This window comes from Rhodococcus sp. IEGM1428 (assembly GCF_050321865.1).
GTDB lineage: Bacteria > Actinomycetota > Actinomycetes > Mycobacteriales > Mycobacteriaceae > Rhodococcoides.
Genome location: NZ_JBNQFW010000003.1, coordinates 409015 through 426590, shown reverse-complemented (window position 1 = coordinate 426590; position 17576 = coordinate 409015). Strand labels below are relative to the sequence as shown.

Annotated in this window: 18 protein-coding genes; 9 read left to right on the top strand and 9 right to left on the bottom strand. The window is 63.7% G+C overall.

What is annotated here, in order from left to right; translation table 11 throughout:
* The first annotated feature begins 214 nt into the window (after positions 1-214).
* Both praA and ACQR3T_RS16845 read left to right on the top strand, forming a co-directional pair.
* Positions 215-724, top strand: coding sequence for an alkane oxidation protein activator PraA (gene praA, locus ACQR3T_RS16850; RefSeq protein WP_032376162.1), 510 nt, complete (start codon positions 215-217; stop codon positions 722-724).
* A 43-nt stretch (positions 725-767) separates the two neighbouring features.
* The gene (locus ACQR3T_RS16845) at positions 768-1487 is read left to right on the top strand and encodes a hypothetical protein (RefSeq protein WP_032376161.1); all 720 of its coding nucleotides are present in this window, start codon (positions 768-770) and stop codon (positions 1485-1487) included.
* A gap of 59 nt (positions 1488-1546) precedes the next feature.
* Here ACQR3T_RS16845 and ACQR3T_RS16840 read toward each other — a convergent pair whose 3' ends face one another.
* From ACQR3T_RS16840 to ACQR3T_RS16830, 3 genes are all read right to left on the bottom strand, one after another.
* Entirely contained in the window at positions 1547-2656 is a 1110-nt protein-coding gene (locus ACQR3T_RS16840) for a GGDEF domain-containing protein (protein ID WP_428694227.1), read from the bottom strand.
* 99 nt (positions 2657-2755) lie between these two features.
* A complete protein-coding gene (locus ACQR3T_RS16835) occupies positions 2756-2974 on the bottom strand; it encodes a hypothetical protein (protein ID WP_032376460.1) in 219 nt (72 codons plus the stop codon).
* A 468-nt stretch (positions 2975-3442) separates the two neighbouring features.
* Positions 3443-5269 (bottom strand): DUF4012 domain-containing protein, encoded by a 1827-nt coding sequence (locus ACQR3T_RS16830; protein ID WP_428694226.1) that lies wholly within the window; start codon positions 5267-5269, stop codon positions 3443-3445.
* A gap of 459 nt (positions 5270-5728) precedes the next feature.
* Here ACQR3T_RS16830 and ACQR3T_RS16825 point away from each other — a divergent pair, with 459 nt between their 5' ends.
* Genes ACQR3T_RS16825 through ACQR3T_RS16805 form a run of 5 tightly spaced genes read left to right on the top strand, consistent with a single transcriptional unit; the run spans position 5729 to position 9140 of the window.
* Positions 5729-6952: an alkane 1-monooxygenase gene (locus ACQR3T_RS16825; protein WP_037173439.1), complete on the top strand. Its 1224-nt coding sequence runs from the start codon at positions 5729-5731 to the stop codon at positions 6950-6952.
* Positions 6952-7116 carry a rubredoxin gene (locus tag ACQR3T_RS16820; RefSeq protein ID WP_428694225.1) on the top strand — a complete coding sequence of 55 codons (165 nt, stop codon included), beginning with the start codon at positions 6952-6954 and terminating at the stop codon, positions 7114-7116. Before ACQR3T_RS16825 ends, ACQR3T_RS16820 begins: the two co-directional genes overlap by 1 nt.
* Entirely contained in the window at positions 7113-7286 is a 174-nt protein-coding gene (locus ACQR3T_RS16815; RefSeq protein ID WP_027495558.1) for a rubredoxin, read from the top strand. The genes ACQR3T_RS16820 and ACQR3T_RS16815 overlap by 4 nt, the downstream gene beginning before the upstream one ends.
* Positions 7283-8497, top strand: coding sequence for an NAD(P)/FAD-dependent oxidoreductase (locus ACQR3T_RS16810; protein WP_428694224.1), 1215 nt, complete (start codon positions 7283-7285; stop codon positions 8495-8497). The genes ACQR3T_RS16815 and ACQR3T_RS16810 overlap by 4 nt, the downstream gene beginning before the upstream one ends.
* A 10-nt stretch (positions 8498-8507) precedes the next feature.
* Positions 8508-9140, top strand: a complete 633-nt coding sequence (locus tag ACQR3T_RS16805; RefSeq protein ID WP_428694223.1) for a TetR/AcrR family transcriptional regulator — start codon at positions 8508-8510, stop codon at positions 9138-9140.
* A 4-nt stretch (positions 9141-9144) separates the two neighbouring features.
* On the opposite strand, the gene ACQR3T_RS16800 is transcribed toward ACQR3T_RS16805, so the two are convergent.
* The 4 genes from ACQR3T_RS16800 to ACQR3T_RS16785 form a co-directional block, all read right to left on the bottom strand.
* A complete protein-coding gene (locus ACQR3T_RS16800) occupies positions 9145-10044 on the bottom strand; it encodes a dioxygenase (protein WP_428694222.1) in 900 nt (299 codons plus the stop codon).
* Positions 10045-10052: 8 nt separating this feature from the next.
* Positions 10053-11129 carry a maleylacetate reductase gene (locus ACQR3T_RS16795; protein WP_032376155.1) on the bottom strand — a complete coding sequence of 359 codons (1077 nt, stop codon included), beginning with the start codon at positions 11127-11129 and terminating at the stop codon, positions 10053-10055.
* Entirely contained in the window at positions 11126-12913 is a 1788-nt protein-coding gene (locus ACQR3T_RS16790) for an FAD-dependent oxidoreductase (protein ID WP_428694221.1), read from the bottom strand. Before ACQR3T_RS16790 ends, ACQR3T_RS16795 begins: the two co-directional genes overlap by 4 nt.
* A 131-nt stretch (positions 12914-13044) precedes the next feature.
* Positions 13045-13989: a helix-turn-helix domain-containing protein gene (locus ACQR3T_RS16785; protein WP_428694220.1), complete on the bottom strand. Its 945-nt coding sequence runs from the start codon at positions 13987-13989 to the stop codon at positions 13045-13047.
* On the opposite strand from ACQR3T_RS16785, the gene ACQR3T_RS16780 reads away from it, so the two are divergent.
* Together ACQR3T_RS16780 and ACQR3T_RS16775 are read left to right on the top strand one after the other, a co-directional pair.
* Positions 13988-14137, top strand: coding sequence for a hypothetical protein (locus tag ACQR3T_RS16780; protein WP_155290909.1), 150 nt, complete (start codon positions 13988-13990; stop codon positions 14135-14137). The two genes, ACQR3T_RS16785 and ACQR3T_RS16780, sit on opposite strands and share 2 nt — an antisense overlap.
* Before the next feature lie 95 nt (positions 14138-14232).
* Positions 14233-15696, top strand: a complete 1464-nt coding sequence (locus ACQR3T_RS16775) for a PLP-dependent aminotransferase family protein (protein WP_428694219.1) — start codon at positions 14233-14235, stop codon at positions 15694-15696.
* A gap of 138 nt (positions 15697-15834) precedes the next feature.
* Here ACQR3T_RS16775 and ACQR3T_RS16770 read toward each other — a convergent pair whose 3' ends face one another.
* Positions 15835-16635: an ABC transporter permease gene (locus ACQR3T_RS16770; RefSeq protein ID WP_428694218.1), complete on the bottom strand. Its 801-nt coding sequence runs from the start codon at positions 16633-16635 to the stop codon at positions 15835-15837.
* The gene (locus tag ACQR3T_RS16765) at positions 16632-17573 is read right to left on the bottom strand and encodes an ATP-binding cassette domain-containing protein (RefSeq protein ID WP_428694217.1); all 942 of its coding nucleotides are present in this window, start codon (positions 17571-17573) and stop codon (positions 16632-16634) included. Before ACQR3T_RS16765 ends, ACQR3T_RS16770 begins: the two co-directional genes overlap by 4 nt.
* Positions 17574-17576: the final 3 nt, after the last annotated feature.

Genomic DNA, 17576 nt, shown 5'->3' with positions numbered 1-17576 from the left:
ATGACGGAGTGGACTTTCGAAGTTCGAACCCAGTTTCATTACTATGGCGTACAACAAACGTACCGACCGTATTGTGACTTGTCACAGAGTTGAAATGAAACAATTCCGACATACGTTTCGTCGCCCTAACGTCCCTCCTGGCTACCGGAGCTCCGGTGCCACCGGCCGCCCCGAGAGGGCTCCGGAGCCGCTTCTGGACTTGGAGGATCGATCGATGACGCTCAACCCGCCGACCCGCTCTCGTACACTCGCCGCCGTATTCGCCGCCGTTGCCATCACCGGAGCGACGGTCGGTGCCGCCAGCGCCGGTGCCGCCACCATCTCGCCTGCCGGCACCGCCTTCACTGCACCCGGAACAATCGTCGTGAGCACACCGGCCTCGTTCGGAGTTCCGGTGAGTTGCTCCATCAACCTCATCGGTACCACCAGCGCCGACGGCTCCTCGGCATCGATCACCGACGCCAAGATCAGCGGTTCCAATCGTCTGTGCAACCTGCCGCAGCTCAAGAACCTGCCCTGGACACTCACCCCCACCAGCGCCACCACCGGCGAAGTGTCCAACGTGGGCTTCTCGCTGGTCGGGTACAACTGCGGACCGGCCACCCTGGCCGGTTCGTTCGACAACATGACCAACACTCTGACGTCGACCAACCAGCCGATGTCCGGTAACTGCACGGTCAACAGCCTGTCGGTCCAGCCGAATCCGGCCTTCACCCTGTCCTGACGCTCGACCTCGTCCGAAAAACCTATGACTGAAGGAAAACCACGTGAAGATCCGCAACAAGACCGTCGTCACAATGGCGGCACTGGCATCGTCCGTCGCACTGGCAACGATGGTGGCCGCCCCGGCCAACGCCGCCGACACGCTTCCCATCACCTTCCAGGCAGACACGACGACGGTCATCGCCAAGACCGGTCAGCCGGTGGTGTTCCCGACCACCGACCTGGTCACCGACGTAGACCTGGTCGGCGGCACCGTCACCGGCTCGCTCGCCCTCCCGCAAGCATCCGCCAACCTGAAACTCGGCCCGGCAACGCTGGCGAAGTTCACCATCTCCATCGTCGACGCGACCCCGGTGTCCGGCACCCTCGTCCAGGGCGGACCCGCCGAGGCACCCACTTTGGATCTCGATGTTCAGCAGAGCTTCAAGATCCGAATCGATTCGGTGAAGCCGCTGGGTATCGACACCGGATCGGCAGGGTCGGCCTCGCTCGATCTGATCCCCGCGGGTGCCAATTGCGTCACCGCCGAAACCACCGCCAACCTCACCGGTTCGCTCGATGCCATCGATCTGATCCAGAACAACCAGACCGACTCACATGTCAAGGGCACCTACACGATTCCGCAGTTCCAGAACTGTGGCGCGTTCACCTCGGTGCTCAACGCCATCATCGCCGGCCCCGGCAACACCCTCGACGTGCACCTGACCAACCCGGTCTTCGACGTCGGCACGCAGTCCGCGATCGCAGCCGAGGTTGCCCGCTAGAGTTAACAGCAGACACTCGCGGCGTCGATCGGTTCCGGATTCGGAATCGGTCGGCGCCGTCACTGCCGTTCGTCCACGGCTCCACTCGGCAGTGAATCGTCCACGTACAGCGCGACGCGATCGCCGCCCAGCCTTTTCGCCTGGTACATCGCCTGATCGGCACGGCTCAGCAGATCGTTGATGTCGGCCTCGATGTTCCGCGCCTCGGCAACCGCCTCCGCGACGCCCAACGAAGCGGTCAGCGGAGATCGATCCGTCTTGTCACACAGTCGGATTCGCAGCAATTCGGATCGTTCGATCACCGAATCGCGGTCGTCCACGCAGACGACCGCGAACTCTTCGCCACCGAGTCGAACGGTGATCGCAGGCGCGGGGAAGGCCTCGAGAATTCGGGTCGCGGTCGTTCGTATGACGGAATCTCCGTGCTCGTGCCCGTACCTGTCGTTGACTGCTTTGAAATTGTCGATGTCGATCACCACGGCGACCACGGATGTGTCCGAACCGGATCGAAACTCCAGGTTTCCGATCGCCGCATCGAATCCCCGCCGATTCCGCATTCCCGTGAGGGGGTCGTAGAACGCGCCGGTGGCGTCGCGGCGCAGCAGCATGAGGAACGAGTGGCAGATCAGAGGGGCCGAGAACATCACCAGGATCAGCATGATCAGGTAAAGGTTGGTCTGCAGACGCTGCTCCCGGCCGTCCATCAGGGCAGAGACGTACAGTGCGGCCGTAGTCACCAGCGCGAACACGTGATGTGTGGTGAACAGTTTCGGGCCGTGAAATCCCACGACGTAGCTGCCCATGACGGTGAACAAAGCCGCCATGGGCAGCGTCTCCGACGGCCCGTCCACGCTGAGCAGAACCGCGGCGAGCACGATATCGGCGTACAGCACGAATGCGATCGACATCTGCCATCTCGGCCAGCCGCCGATCAACCAGGCCGAACCCACCGGAAATGTCGTGATCACGGTGAACCACAGGGCCCAACGACCGAGAGTGCTGTCTCCGAGCCCCGGAATGGTCAGGGCGATCGCGGCGGCGGTGCCGTACAGCCAGCAGAAGAATCCGATGAGAACTCTGGTGATGGACAGTGCGCGTTGCGACCGCGCGTACGCGACGTTCCACCCGTAGTCGACCGGGAGCGACCACCATTGACGAAGACTGTTCACTGTGAAGAGCGGCTTTCCTCGTATCCCGACCTGGATCGACAAGTCAACCACAGACGAAACCACCTGGTCTGCGAAGTCGTGAACTTCCCGACGCAGGGGCTAACCGCGCATACCGTCGGCCAACTCGAGCACCCGGCCCGCGTACGTGACCACAAACGCGTCGAGCGCTTGCTGGGACAGTTCGGGGCACCCGGCTCTCCGGAAGAAGTGCTCGAGATCCACCAGCCGATCCCCCAGTCCGACGCGCCGATGATCCAACGCCTCGAGCTCGATGACCACCGCCTCGAGTTCCTTCGCTTTGCGCATTACGTCGTCCATCGGATCACCGTCCACTTCACGGGAGCTGTGCACAGATTGGGCGGCGGAGCCGGGCTTCCCTCCCAGCTCCGCCGACCGCAACACTACGCTTGATCGAACACGTGTGCGAATCGATTCGAGGTGACGGTTTTGTACCACGCATCCTGTGCACAATCCGAGAAGGTGGCCTACAGTCTGTGACATGCTCCAGATGAGGGGTCCGAACGGGGTTCGACCGCCAGGCTCGACGCATCCAATCTACGTGGCGCTCTTAGCGATCCTCACGATTGCTGTGGTCGTTCTGGTCATCCTGGCAATCCATGAGGGCCGCCTCTGATAGCGGACTTCGTTGTTCGCTATCGACGCCCTTCGGCGGGATCCCGCGTCCGACGGACGATCCTGAACACTCGGGTCCGTCACTCCGGCGTCATCACCACCCGCGCGCCCGGGTCCGCAGCGAGCACCGCCGTTCCCGATGCCGGGTTGCGATCACGAGCAGTCAGGGAAATCCACCTCGGTCGGTACCGGAACCGATTGCGGCTGAACCGGTGCCGAGGCCTTGCCGTCGACGTTCGGTTCGACGAGGTTGTACTCGATGGTCTTGGTACTACCCGGTTCGATGACGACCGGAACGTAGAACACCGGGTGGCCGCGTTCGGCGGCGGTCAGCAAGAACAGCGGCGTGCCGTTGATCGTCGCGTTCGTCAACGTTGCACCCTGAGTTGCGTACAGCGCTACCACCGAGCGGTTGGTTCCCGGCGGCCCGTCGTATCGAGTCGAATCGTTTTGTCTGCCTGCGATATACGTGGTGTAGTCCTGCAGGGGCGCATTGTTGGTGAGCTCGGCGACCACGTGGGTGGTCCGCGTCGCGCCGTCACAGGTCTGCGCGGAGTAGGTGACCTTGCGCTGCAAGTAGTAGTCCAGCTTGCCGCCCGCACCGTTGTTCACCACCAGTGCGGCGTACGGGTCGGGGCTGTCCGGTACTTCGTGGCCGATCTTGGTGGGACCCAGAATCGATTGCAGTGCCGCGTCCGCGCTCCATACGGCGATGTGGCCTTCGCCGGCGGCTTTTCCGAGTGCTTCGAGAAGAGCGCGCGGCGACGCGATGTTGCCCTGCATCTTCGCGACGACCCTGGCGGCGATGTCCTGGAGATACGCCTTGCGTGCGGAGTTGTCGTTCTCGAAGCGAAAGTAGGCGTCGGACTGCGTGACTCGTACGACGTTGGATCCATCGATCACTTCACCGTCGCTCATCGTGATCGGACCGACGACGTCGAGGATGTACCCGAGCGCAACCGGGTCGGTTGCCAGCGCCCCGTCGACACGCTCGCCGGTCTCCTGCTGCCACATCGACTGCCAGATCTGCCCGGCGTACGGGAAGTGCGGGCTGACGTTGCTGTTCTGCCAATTCTGTGTCGGTTGGAAGCGAGTCTCGTAGGCATCGAAGAAGTCCGGACCGAGATCGATCGGGTCGTAGGGAATCCGGAGTTCGGCATTGCTGGCGAGCGAATCGACCGTCACCGCGCCGTCGACGGCACGCACGATCCCGAATCCGCCGATCAGTCCGCCGGTTCCTCGGGACTCCGACAGTGTCTGAAAAGCCATGAAGTAACTGCGCGGGCCGTCCGCCCCGAGCATCGCCGGGAGTACCTTGGCCACGATGTCGGTGTTCGCCAACAGAGAGTTCAGCTCGTGCGTCCGATCCTGCAGCCGAGTCCGAGCGTCGGAGATTTGCGCGCTGAATGCCGGTTCCCCGATCGCCTGCGACTGCACATCGAGCTCGGCGGCCGCGGCGGCGGCCCGAGACAACGCCGGCGAGGCGTCGCGCAGAGCACCGATGTCGATAGCCCCGTCGGGTCCGCGCAGCTGACTCGGGTCGAGAGCGGTGCCCACCGCGACCGCCGGCGTCAGTACGTCGACTGTCAGACCGTTGACGACGTCGGCAATTCGAGAAACAACGTCCAGCGGTTGCCCCACATAGGGAATTGCCGCAGCAGCAGTCCAGATCAGTGAGTCGGTGGCGTCCTTCGCGCGGGTCGAGGTCCGCACCGCATCGTCGACGGAGTCCTCGGCCTTGCTTGTATCTCCTGACAGCAGTGCAGTTTTCGCTGCCTGGGCGTATTCGTTGGCCTGGTTCAAATTGGTGTACGCGGCGTTGACTGTGTATGCCAACCACGCACCGAACCCGAGAGCGACGACGACCAGCGGGCCGAAGCCCCCGAGGATGCGTCGACTCGTCCTCTTGGGCCGTCGGTGCCTGCTGCGCCCGCGAGAGCTACGGCTGTCACCGTGCGGGTCATCGTTGTCATTGCTCATGGCGCGGTGGCGGTCTCCCTGTCTCGCGGCCAAGAGTACAAACGAGTCCCCCTCACCGCGACTCGACTCCTGGGCAGGCTGCGCCGGTATCGCACCGGCGCAGCCCCCGTCGTCAGGAACCGAGGAAAGCGCTCACTGCTGTGCTGCCGCTCTCGGCGCTTCCGCTGCCGATGAGCCCGAGGATGACGTCGACGATGATCTTGGCGATGAATGCGTCCATAGCTACTCCTGTTGTGAAGTACCCCCGACGGGATACAGACGGACCTACGAATGTCATGGCCGACTGTTGCCGGCCACAACGAATCGGAAGGTAGCAGCTGGATCTGACCGAAAAGTGTCGCTGTGGGCGTGGCCACACCCACATCAGCTGTTTGTACAAATTTCGAGATTTGTCCATCAGACTGACAAATTCGGTGTATTGTCCAATCCATAGTGATCGGACTTACACGAGGAGTGACGATGACCGCATCGAACATCGACGACCAGGCACAGACGCCGGTCGACGAGTGGCACGACCGCAAGCGACATCTCTGGCTCATGGGCCTGATTCCGCCCACGGCAGTGTTCCTGGCCACCGGTCTGGTGTGGGCCTTCAACCAGCTCGGCTGGAATGCGGTGGCCCCGGTCTGGTGGTGGATCGGCGCGCTGCTCGTCTATGGATTGCTCCCGATTCTCGACCGCTTCTTCGGTCCCGACGGCGACAATCCACCCGACGAGGTGATGAAGGCGCTCGAGGAAGACAAGTACTACCGCTACTGCACCTATGCCTACATTCCGTTCCAGCTCGCGAGCCTGGTGTTCGCCTGCTACCTCTGGTCCACCGACAACCTCTCGTGGCTCGGCATCGACGGCGGATTGGGGCTGCTCTCGAAGATCGGCCTGGCCATCAGCATCGGCGTCATGGGCGGTGTGGGCATCAACACCGCTCACGAACTCGGGCACAAGAAGGACGAGCTCGAGCGCTGGCTGTCGAAAATCACTCTGGCACAGACGTTCTACGGCCACTTCTACATCGAACACAATCGCGGCCACCATGTTCGCGTCGCCACTCCCGAGGATCCGGCGAGCTCGAAGTTCGGTGAGAGCTTCTGGGCCTTCCTCCCCCGTAGCGTGTGGGGAAGTCTGCGGTCGTCCTGGGAGCTCGAGAAGACTCGCATGGAGCGTCTGGGCAAGAGCACGTGGAGTATTCACAACGATGTGCTCAACGCCTGGCTGATGTCCGTCGTCCTCTACGCAGTTCTCGTTGCCGTGTTCGGTCCGATCGTGCTGCCGTTCTTGGTCATTCAAGCAATCTATGGCTTCTCACTGCTGGAGACGGTCAACTACCTCGAACACTACGGCTTGCAGCGTCAGAAGAAGGACAACGGCCGATACGAACGATGCACCCCCGAGCACAGCTGGAACTCCGATCACATCGTGACCAACATCTTCCTGTATCACCTTCAGCGACACAGTGATCACCACGCCAACCCCACTCGGCGTTACCAGACGCTGCGCAGCATGGACGGAGCACCCAACTTGCCGAGCGGTTACGCGAGCATGATCTCTCTGGCCTATTTCCCACCCGTGTGGCGCAAGGTGATGGACCACCGCGTTCTCGATCACTACGACGGCGACATCACCCGCGTCAACATCCAGCCGTCCAAGCGGGAGAAGATCCTAGCTGCCTACGGAGCGAAGTGATGGCTGCCTTCGAGTGCCCGGTGTGCGAGTTCGTGTACGACGAGTCCAACGGCGCACCGCGTGAGGGCTTTCCGGCCGGCACCGCATGGTCCGAGGTACCGGACGACTGGCCGTGCCCCGACTGTGGTGTTCGCGAGAAAATCGACTTCAGGAGTATGGCATGAAGCTCTACCGCTGCGTTCAGTGTGGATTCGAGTACGACGAAGAACTGGGCTGGCCCGAGGACGGTATCGAGCCAGGCACGCGCTGGGACGATATTCCCGACGACTGGTCGTGCCCCGATTGTGGCGCCGCCAAGGCCGATTTCGAGATGGTCGAGGTCGAGCGCGGGTGAATACTCGGCAACCCGGCCGCGTCGTGATCGTCGGCACCGGTGCCACCGGGTACACCGCCGCCAAAGTGCTACGCGCCGAGGGTTTCACCGGGTCCGTCACGCTGATCGGCAACGAACAGGAGGCTACCTACCGTCGTCCGGCGGTCTCCAAGGAGCTGCTGCTGGGTACCAAGTCGGTCGATCAGGTTCAGCTGGGTGCCGCCATCGACGGTGTCGACGTTCGCACCGGCGTCACGGCTACCGCGGTCACCGATTCGGCCGTGCAACTGGACGACGGCGATCAGGTCCCGTACGACGCCCTGCTGCTGGCAACGGGTTCTCGGGCACGGCAACTCGATCGGCTGGGTTCGGGTCACGTGTTCACGCTCCGCAGCGCCGCCGACGTCGCCCCGCTGCACGCCGACATTCTCCGAACGGGATCACTGCTGGTGATCGGTGGTGGCCTGATCGGGTGCGAGGCGGCGGCAGCGGCCCGGTCACTCGGTGCCGAGGTCACGGTGTTGGAGGCCGCCTCGACTCCGCTGAGCCGGATCGCACCGGCCGCGATCTCGCGGATGTATCGAGACCTGCACGGCGACAACGGCATAACGATGCACACCGACGTCTCCGTGACCGAGCTGGAGAAGCTGCCCGACGGCACGCTCCGTGCCACCGCTCCGGACGGACGCTCATGGGCCGCCGGCACAGTGCTGGTGTCCGTCGGCTCCGTCGCCAACATCGAGCTCGGGGCGGATATGGGCCTCGAGACCGCGTCGGGAATCTTGGTGGATGCCGAGATGAGAACATCAGCGGCCGGCATATACGCGGCAGGTGACGTCGCCGAGGTACCCAACACGATCCTCGGCGGCACCTATCGGAGCGAGCACTGGAACGGGGCCGTCGATCAAGCGACCCGGGCCGCCCGGTCCATCCTCGGTCTCGACGTCGGCGATCTCGACGTTCCGTGGGGGTGGTCCACTCAACACGGCCTCAACCTGCAGTTCGCGGGGTGGACCGGTGCCGACGACGAGTACGTCGTGGTGCGCGGGTCCATCGAGGACCGCCGCTTCACCGCCTGTGCGCTGCGGGACGGGAAGCTCGTCGGGGCCATCGGCGTCGGCTTCCCGAAGGACATCAGGCAGGTCAGAGCCTCCATCGCGAGCGGAGACCCCATCGATCGGGAACTCCTCGGAGAAGAATGGCTGGACCGGCCGCATGCGGTCGTTCGATAGAGTCGTGTTCATGCCCGCAGCCGAACAGACGTCGACCCCCGGTCGATACCGTGAAGCCGCGTCCACTCTTGCGCGCGACACCGCGCTCGATGCGCTGCGTGAGTTGCTGCACGAGCGCAACTGGCGCAACGTGACGATGAGTCACATCGCCAAGGCTGCCGGCCTGAGCAGACAGAGCCTGTACAACGAGTTCGGTTCACGGCGCGGCGTCGCACAGGGGTACGCCATCAGATTGACGGACATTTTCGTCGACCTGTGCGACACCGCGCTGTACGAGCATCCCGACGATGCCGGCGCTGCCCTGCGCCAGGGTTTCTCGTCGTTCTTCCAGCTGAGTGCGCTGGATCCCCTCGTGCGATCACTGCACGGTGGCGACGCCCCCGAGGATCTGCTCCGCCTGATCACCACCGACAATGCCGTACTGATCGAGCGCGCGGGAGACCGACTCGCAAACACCTTCCAACGCGGCTGGGTAGGCGCGAGCCCACGGCAGGCAGACGTCATCAGCAGGGCAATCGTGCGTCTGGCATTGAGCTATATCCCCGAGCCCCCGCACGATATTGCTGCTGCAGCAGATGATTTCGCGCTGCTGCTGACTCCGTTCGTCGACTCGATCACTGCCGGTCGGTCGGTCGAACACTGACGCGTCAGGACTCGCCTACAGGTGCGAGCACGATGTCGAAGTCGGCCCTGGCCCACGTTCTGTCACCGACATCGCGACCGTCCGGAGTCGCTGTTCCCGACGGCTGCTCGACGAAGTCCTTGATCAGGGACTCTTTGACTCCGAACACGGTGTCGCTGTTCAGCAGGTCGTCGCCGCTGACGAAGATGTGCGTCACCAGCGTGCGCATTCCCGGTGCCGTCACCATGAAGTGCAGGTGCGATGCCCGCATCGGCGAGCGACCGGTCGCAGTGAGCATTCGTCCGACCGGCCCGTCGTGCGGAATCGGATACGGAGTCGGAGTCAGCGCCCAGAATCGATAGTGCCCGTCGTCGTCGCTGTAGAGATGCGCTCGACCGCCGACACGCGCGTCGTCGTACTGAACGTCGTAGAACCCGTCCTCGTCGGCTTCCCAGATTTCGATGCGTGCACCGGGAATCGGCGTGCCGGCGGTGTCTCGCACGGTTCCCTCGACCCAGCACGGTTGTCCTGCAGCACCTCCCGATGCATCACCACCGTTCTCGATATGCGGTGCGTCGTCGACGAAGAACGGACCGAACACGGTCGCTTCGGTCGCGTCCTCGTAGGCGGGGTTGTTGACGTTGATGGTCTGCATCGATGCCCCGAGGACGTCGGAGAGCAGAATGAACTCCTGCCGGCGGTCGTCGGTGATGTGACCGGTCTCGGTCAGAAATCCGATGGCGGCGTTCCACTCCGCTTCGGTCAATCGCACATCGCGAATGAATCCGTGCAGGTGTTGCACCAGCGAGGTCATCACCTGCTTCAACCGAGGGTCGGTGCAGTCGTCGAACGATCGAAGTACGTTCTCCACCAACCGCTCTTCGACGGCATCCTGTGCTTGTCCGGTCATGGTCTGCTCGGTCATGGTCTCTCTCACTGTCCGATCTCGGTCGGCGGGTCGCCGGCCCACGCTGCGTGCAGAATGGCTGTGGCGGCCTCACGGGTGACGGGCCGCGGGTTTCCGTACGACCTGCTCGTCACGTCCTCGACGATTCGGTCGATGTCCGTCTCCTTCATACCCAGTTCGGCCAGAGAACGTGGCGCTCCGAGTCTGCGACAGAGGTCCCACAGCCGCATTGCCGGGTCCCCGGAACCGGGAAGCGCACGCGAGAGCGCGGTCACTGCGCTGGGTGCAGCCGACTGATTGAAGGCCAACACGTGCGGCAACACCACCGTGTGGGTCGGAGCGTGCGGCAGGTTCAAGGTGCCGCCGAGCGAGTGACACAGCTTGTGGTGCAACGACATCGTGGTGGCACCGAGAGTGGCACCACACAACCAGGCACCGTAGAGCGCGTCGCTGCGCGCTTGCGGATCGAGGTGGTCTGCCACGATCGCCGGTAGCGCCGACGCGAGAGCGCGCACACCGTCCTCGGCCATCAGTGCAACGATCGGGCTGATGTCGGGTGCATACAGCGCTTCGACGGCGTGCGCCACGGCGTTGATTCCACTCGTGACGGAGATGTCGACCGGCAGGCCGGTCGTCAGCTCGGGGTCGTAGACGACGCTGCGTGGCAGCACCCTGATGTCGCGACCGGTTTCCTTGCGCCCGTCGGTCGTCAGACCCCACACCGGGGTCATCTCCGAACCGGCGTACGTGGTGGGAACGGCCACGATCGGGAGTCCGTGTACGAGGGCGATGGCCTTGCCGAGGCCGATCGAGGAGCCGCCGCCGACGGTGATGCAGCCGTCGGCCCCGAGGGAAAGGGCCTCGGCGCTGGATCTTTTCGCCACCTCCGACGGCACGTGCATCACGGCGTCGGCCCGCACCCCCACGCATCGGTCTCCGAGCATCGAGGCTATGCGTTCGGCTGTGCCTTTCTGGCTCGGCGAGCACAGAACCAGTACGCGCCGCAGGCCGAGGTGGTCGAGCTCGTCGGCCAGAGCCGACAGCGAACCCGCGCCGAATCGCACCCGCATCGGGTTCGCGTCATAGGCGAAATCGTAGGTCATCGCGACAGGACCGCGGTCAAGGCCTGCCGCAGGGCGTTCTCGGGGTCTGCTACGAGTTCATCTGCGCGCCAGCAGATGTGCTTGTCCGGACGTACCAACAGCGCACCGCTCTCGGTCACCTCACGCAGGCGAGACCAGTCGAAGTACAGGTCGGTGACGTCACGTCCGGGCCCGATCACAACCACCTCGACGGGCACACCCAGTTCGTGACCGATCTTGTCGGCCGCCGACTCCCAATCCGATCCGGCTACTCCCGTGATGAGCGTGAAGCGGTCGTAGGGCGCGAGATCCATCATCGCGAACTTGTGCATGTTGTTGCCCACCCAGGCGTGCGGCAGGTGCGATCCCGGCACGGTGGAGACCTGGTAGTACAGGTCCGGGTCTCGTACCGCCTCGGGCAGAACCCCGTCGGGCACAACGGCCGAGGACGTGTAGAACTGGCCCAATTCGACTCCGTGAGCGTTGAACTCGTAGTTCTTGATCTCCATCGCCTTCACCAGCGCGGCCCGCTTCGCCGCGCCCGCAGGCGTGTTGGCCTTACGCTCTTCGATGCGTTCGACCATCTCCTCCTCGGTCTTGGCGTCGGTGACCCCGAGGGCGTGGAACAGGTCTGCGAACTCACGACCGGACTGGTTGGCACGCTTGACGATTCGCTCGGCCACCGGGGCGCGTTCGGCGGAGTAGGTATCGAGCAACGCTTCGCCTGCCTGGCCCTTCAGCACTGCGGCGATCTTCCACGCGAGATTGTAGGAGTCCTGGATCGAGGTGTTCGAGCCGAGCCCGTTGCTCGGCGGATGCCGATGGATGGCGTCACCCGCACAGAACACCCGGCCCTTCTGCAGATGCGTGGCGTACATTTCGTTGTTGCCCCACAACGATGTTCCGGTGATCTCGACGTCGAGGTCCGGCATGCCCAGCAGGCTGCGAACGATCTCGACGGCGGCGGCCTCGTTCACCACCGGCGGTGGCTGTGCGATGTCGAATCCCCAGACCACGAGCCACTCGTTCCACGGCCGGACCATGCGAACCAACCCGGCACCGATGCCACCGACGTTGGATCCGGGCTGAATCACCCAGTACAGCACCGACGGTCGGTGTCCGACGTACTCGGCGATGTCGGCCTTGAAGGTGATGTTCATCGACCCGGCGATGTCCATCGCGCCCTCGAGCGGAAGGTCGATGTCCGCGGCCACCTTGGAGCGCGCTCCGTCCGCGCCGATCAGGTACTTGGCACGGATCGTGTAGCGATGTCCGGTGAGTCGATCGACCACCGAGACACTGACCCCGTCGGCGTCCTGCACATGTGAGAGGTATTCGGTGGAGAACTGGGCCTGAGTTCCCCGCATCGTCGCGTTCTTCACCAGGATGGGCTCGAGGTACGTCTGAGGAATGTCGACGGTCAGGCACGGTGATGCGAGCTGGTAGTCCGCTTCGCGGTCCGCCCCGGTACCCCATGTGCGGATACGGCCGATCTCCTCGCCCGTGATCGAGGTGCAGAACACGGTGTCGCCGACGAGCCCGTGCTCGGTGGCGTCGGCGAGCACCTGGTCTGCGATACCGACATCTCGGAAGACCTCCATGGTTCGCTGGTTGGTGATGTGAGCGCGCGGAGTGTTCGCCGTCCAGCGGTACTTGGTGATCATGATGTTGGGGATTCCGAGAGTGGACAGCAGCAATGCCGCGGATCCACCGGCGGGCCCCGAGCCGACGATGAGAACATCGGTCTCGACCACCGAGGAATCGGGCAACTCTGTGGCCTTCTGGCCGTCGTCGAACACCGGCATGGAAACACCCTTCGTCGTGCCCGACTCTCGTCACGGGCTCTACGATCGAGTGTCCTGCATCACTCTGCGGTGTTGTCATCAATCGTGCCGAGCTCGGCGCAAACCGACACACATGGCCGATTTCGTGAGTGTCACCCCGCCGATCGCATGATCACCGCGTCGCGTCGGACATCGGTTGCACGGTGGCCGAATCTGGCCACGAACGATTTCGAGAAGTATGTGGCGGACGAGAACCCGCACGATCGAGCGATGTCGGCAATGGTCACCGACGCATCGAGGGGTGCGGTGAGCTGCGCGTGGGCACGTGCGAGCCGCCGCTCGAGGATGTACTTGGGCACGCTGATGCCGTCGTCGGCGAACACCCGCGACAGGTGCCGGGCACTGATCCCTACTGCGCGTGCCACCTGTGCGGCAGACAGCGATGCGTCGGGCAGGCTTTGCTCGATGAACGAACGCGCCGCCGCTCGATGCGCCGAGTTCAGGTTCGCGCGGGCACCGGTGGTCAGCACCGAGACGAGTTCGAGGATCGCGTGCTCATCCGGCGAAGCCGCGTCGCGACCGGTTGCTCTTCCCACTTGCCGAGCGAGCGCCGCCGCGTACACATTGCCGCTCGGAGAGAAGTCGAACATCGTGGGGCCCACGAGAGACGCCGCACCCGAAACGTCCGCGAACAGCGAGCGGGGCATCTTCACCACCAGCTCCTCCAGTCCGTGGGAGAAGCCCCGCATGAAGGCTGTGTCGGCGTCGAGCAACAACCCTTGACCCGGCCCGACAGCACGAATGCCGCCCTCCGAGTAGAAGAATGCATCTCCCACGAGGCTGAAGTACAGCATGACGGAGTCCGACGGGTGTCGCCGAATCAACTCCGCGTCTCGTTCCACCACGTGCGAAGTTCCGACGACCCGCGCCAGGTCCATCGATTCGAGCCGAAGGTTCGTTCCGGTCGCTTCGAGCTGCTTCACCTCCAGCATGCGGCAGCGCAGCCCGATCAGAACGTCCGCATTGTGCCCCTCCCAGCGTTCGATCCGTTCCTCGAGCGGCAGATCGAGGGTGGAGAATTCGACGGGAGCAGGCATGGATTCGATTGTCCTCCGCGACCCCGGATTGCGTCTGCGATCCGTGGACAACTACATCAGTCTGCCTGCACCCGACTGCGCGGAGGCCCCGTGGGGGCACTTCTCCCACCGTCGCGCAATGCGACCACAGTCCACCCTGCTCCGATGACAGATAGGGCCACAACAGCTCCAATTGCGATCATGAGACAACAATGGACTGGTTTTGGGCCGAATATTGCAGTCCAGTGTGCAAGAGTGGCCTGTATGGATCCTTTCGACGCAACGGCGATCTCGGCCCCGGAGTTGGCAGCGCGCATCGGCCCGTCGACGCTGCGGAACAGATCCGGCGGTCCGCTCTACCTCGAGATCGCCGACGAGTTGCGGCGGTTGATCGAGAACGGCGAGGTGTCGGCTCAGACGCGGTTGCCCGCCGAGCGGGCTCTGTCGATCAGTCTCGATGTCAGTCGGGTCACGGTCGCGTCGGCCTACAAGCATCTTCGCGAGGGCGGGTGGATCAGTGCCCAACGCGGGTCGGGCACCTACGTTTCGCCTACCGGTTCGCTGCCGTCGTGGGGTTCGCTCGCGGGCGATCGGGAGACTGCGAACCTGGAGTTCGTCAACGCGTCCCCCTCTGCGTCGCCCATGCTGTCCGATGCGTACGGCGTTGCGGCGGAGAAGATTCGAGACCGTTTCACCTTGGGCGGCTATGCTCCGTCCGGTCTGTTCGAGCTCCGCGAATCCATTGCCGCGTACTACCGAGGGCGAGGGGTCCCGACCACCGCCGACAACATTCTCGTCACCGCCGGTGCCACCGACGCCATTCATGCAGTGCTGGCAACGTTCACAGAGCCCGGTGCCCGAGTGTTGGTCGAGCATCCGACGTATCCGGGTGTCGTCGAGCTCGTTCATTCGCTCGGCGGCCGATGCATCCCGGTACCCATCGACCCGGACGACACCGACGAATTCGTGGCATCAGCAGATCGGGCCGCTCGACAGAGCGCTCCCACGTTGGCGTATTTCATGCCCGACTTCTCCAATCCATCCGGTGCGCGACTCCCCCTCCGCACCCGCCGGCAGCTGTCCGCCACCATGCACCGCCACGCAATACTGACCATCGTCGACGAGGTAGCAGCGGACCTGTCCCTCGACGGGTCGCCCGACATCGAACCTTTCGGGGCGGCAACCCCGGATGTTGCGACGGTGACGATCGGGTCGACGAGCAAGACGGTGTGGGGAGGGCTGCGAGTCGGCTGGGTTCGAGCCGAAGCAGGCCTGTTGGCGAGAATCGCCGCAACCTATGCGCGACGCCAACTTTCGGTGTCCGTCATCGATCAGCTGGCTGCGGTCGAGTTGATGGGCAAGTACGACGAGGTTCGTCGGGTGCGCGCGGAGGCTTCGAGAGTTGCTCGTGACCACACCGTCGCATTGATGCGTGATCATCTGCCGGACTGGCACTTTCGAGTACCGGACGGAGGCCTGGCATTGTGGTGTTCCCTACCCGACGGCATCCGATCGAGTGCACTCGTCGCCGAAGCCCACTCTCACGGTGTGCTGCTGGCACCCGGACTACGATTCGGAACCGGATACGCCTTCGACGATCATCAGCGTATTCCGTTCACTCGCTCACTTCCCGACATCACTTCGGCTGTAGAAATTCTCGCTGGCCTGTCCTCGGGGATCGGCCCGGCGGCGGCCGTCGCGTCGAGCACGCCTGCTGCGGTAGTGTGAGCCCGTTGGCCCCCGCAAACGCGCGCGCGTTTGCGAAACGCTCGCGTATTGGTCACCTGTTCGCCAGCGGAATCGCGCGCACCTGACGAGTGCGCGCGCGTTTGTGACGCCGACACCCAACCACCGATGACCGACGAGTCAGCGCACCGACTTCTTCTCGTAGATTGCCATCGACCAGACGTATCCCGTCGCTGTGATCACCGCGCACCAGGCAAGTGCCAGTGGCAGATTCGTACCCAGCAGCTCCCCCGTCATCAGTCCACGCAGGGTTTCGACGAACGACGTGAACGGTTGGTAGTCGGCGAACCATCGCAGCCCCGACGGCATCGTGTCGGTCGGAACAAATCCGCTTCCCAGGAACGGCAGCAGCAGCAACAGCATCGGAAGATTGCTCGCGGTTTCCACCGACTTCGACGCCATACCCATCGCCACCGCGAGCCAACTGATCGCGAAGGCGATGAGCAGCACCATTCCCAGAATCGAGACCCATTGCAGAGGATTGGCATTCGGTCGAAAGCCGACGGCAATTCCCACTGCCAGCACAACCACCACTCCGAGAACGGCCTGCACCGTGTTGCCGAGTACGTGGCCTGCCAGAACCGCTGCACGCGAGATCGCCATCGTCCGGAACCGCGCGGTGATGCCCTCCGTCATATCCATGGCAACGGTGGTCGCCATTCCACCGGCGGTACCGGCAATCGTCATGGCGAGGATGCCCGGCATCACGTACGGCAGGTATGCAGACCGTCCGGCGTCTGGGTCCACACCGGGCAAACCTGCGCCCAGGGTTCCGCCGAATACGAAGACGAACAACATCAGGAACACCACTGGCGCGCCGATGACGAACATCGTCAAGCCCGGATATCGCCGAATGTGCAGAAGACTGCGGCGGAGCATGGTGATCGAATCACTCATCGCGAATGTCGTTGCAGTTGTCATGATTCGACCTTGCTGTCGGTCCGGCCGGTCAATGCCATGAACACGTCATCGAGGTCCGGAGTGTGGATACTGAGGTCGTCGGCCGCAACGCCTGCCGCATCCAGCCGGCTCAACACGGCCTGCAGGGTGCGGACGCTTCCGTCGGTCGGTACCGACAACGCCAGACCGTCGGCGTCGACGACCGCATCGCCGAATGCGCGGGTTGCGTCGTCGAGCGTCAGGATGTCGGCGAAGCGCAGTCGAATGTGACCGCCGGGCATGCGGCGTTTCAGCTCGTCCGGGGTACCGTCGGCGACGATCCGGCCGCCGTCGAGAACCGCGATACGGTCAGCGAGTTCGTCTGCCTCGTCGAGGTATTGAGTGGTGAGCAGCACGGTGGTGCCGTCGGCGACGAGTGATCGCACGATATCCCACATGGTGCGTCGGCTGCGGGGGTCGAGGCCGGTGGTCGGCTCGTCGAGGAAGATGACGCGCGGTGGGGCGACGAGGGTCATGGCAAGATCGAGACGTCGCCGCATGCCACCCGAGTACGTGGACAACGGCTTTCGAGCGGCCTCGACCAGATCGAACTGCTCGAGCAGGTCTGCGACACGTGGCTTCGATCGCTTAGGTCCCAGATGCCGGAGTCTGGCCATCAGCATCAGATTTTCCTCGCCGGTCAAGAGGTTGTCTACCGCCGAGAACTGACCGGTGAGACCGATTGCTGCACGAACGCCCTCGGGATTGCCGACGACGTCACAGCCTGCGACTGTTGCCGAACCACCATCCGGCCCAACGAGAGTGGACAGGATATGGACGGTCGTGGTCTTGCCTGCCCCGTTGGACCCGAGCAGCGCGGTGACGGTGCCGGCGTCGACGGTGAGGTCGACACCGTCGAGTACACATTTGTCGCCGTAGGACTTTCGCAGACCACGGGCGTGAATTGCGGGTGTTTTCATGTC

Bases quoted from the DNA above. Each gene is read 5' to 3' on its own strand.
- ACQR3T_RS16825 (WP_037173439.1), top strand. From the start codon at position 5,729: ATGACCGCATCGAACATCGACGACCAGGCACAGACGCCGGTCGACGAG.
- ACQR3T_RS16800 (WP_428694222.1), bottom strand. From the start codon at position 10,044: ATGACCGAGCAGACCATGACCGGACAAGCACAGGATGCCGTCGAAGAG.
- ACQR3T_RS16770 (WP_428694218.1), bottom strand. From the start codon at position 16,635: ATGACAACTGCAACGACATTCGCGATGAGTGATTCGATCACCATGCTC.
- ACQR3T_RS16835 (WP_032376460.1), bottom strand. From the start codon at position 2,974: ATGGACGACGTAATGCGCAAAGCGAAGGAACTCGAGGCGGTGGTCATC.
- ACQR3T_RS16795 (WP_032376155.1), bottom strand. From the start codon at position 11,129: ATGACCTACGATTTCGCCTATGACGCGAACCCGATGCGGGTGCGATTC.
- ACQR3T_RS16785 (WP_428694220.1), bottom strand. From the start codon at position 13,989: ATGCCTGCTCCCGTCGAATTCTCCACCCTCGATCTGCCGCTCGAGGAA.
- ACQR3T_RS16765 (WP_428694217.1), bottom strand. From the start codon at position 17,573: ATGAAAACACCCGCAATTCACGCCCGTGGTCTGCGAAAGTCCTACGGC.
- praA (WP_032376162.1), top strand. From the start codon at position 215: ATGACGCTCAACCCGCCGACCCGCTCTCGTACACTCGCCGCCGTATTC.
- ACQR3T_RS16780 (WP_155290909.1), top strand. From the start codon at position 13,988: ATGGATTCGATTGTCCTCCGCGACCCCGGATTGCGTCTGCGATCCGTG.
- ACQR3T_RS16775 (WP_428694219.1), top strand. From the start codon at position 14,233: ATGGATCCTTTCGACGCAACGGCGATCTCGGCCCCGGAGTTGGCAGCG.
- ACQR3T_RS16820 (WP_428694225.1), top strand. From the start codon at position 6,952: ATGGCTGCCTTCGAGTGCCCGGTGTGCGAGTTCGTGTACGACGAGTCC.
- ACQR3T_RS16815 (WP_027495558.1), top strand. From the start codon at position 7,113: ATGAAGCTCTACCGCTGCGTTCAGTGTGGATTCGAGTACGACGAAGAA.
- ACQR3T_RS16830 (WP_428694226.1), bottom strand. From the start codon at position 5,269: ATGAGCAATGACAACGATGACCCGCACGGTGACAGCCGTAGCTCTCGC.
- ACQR3T_RS16805 (WP_428694223.1), top strand. From the start codon at position 8,508: ATGCCCGCAGCCGAACAGACGTCGACCCCCGGTCGATACCGTGAAGCC.
- ACQR3T_RS16790 (WP_428694221.1), bottom strand. From the start codon at position 12,913: ATGCCGGTGTTCGACGACGGCCAGAAGGCCACAGAGTTGCCCGATTCC.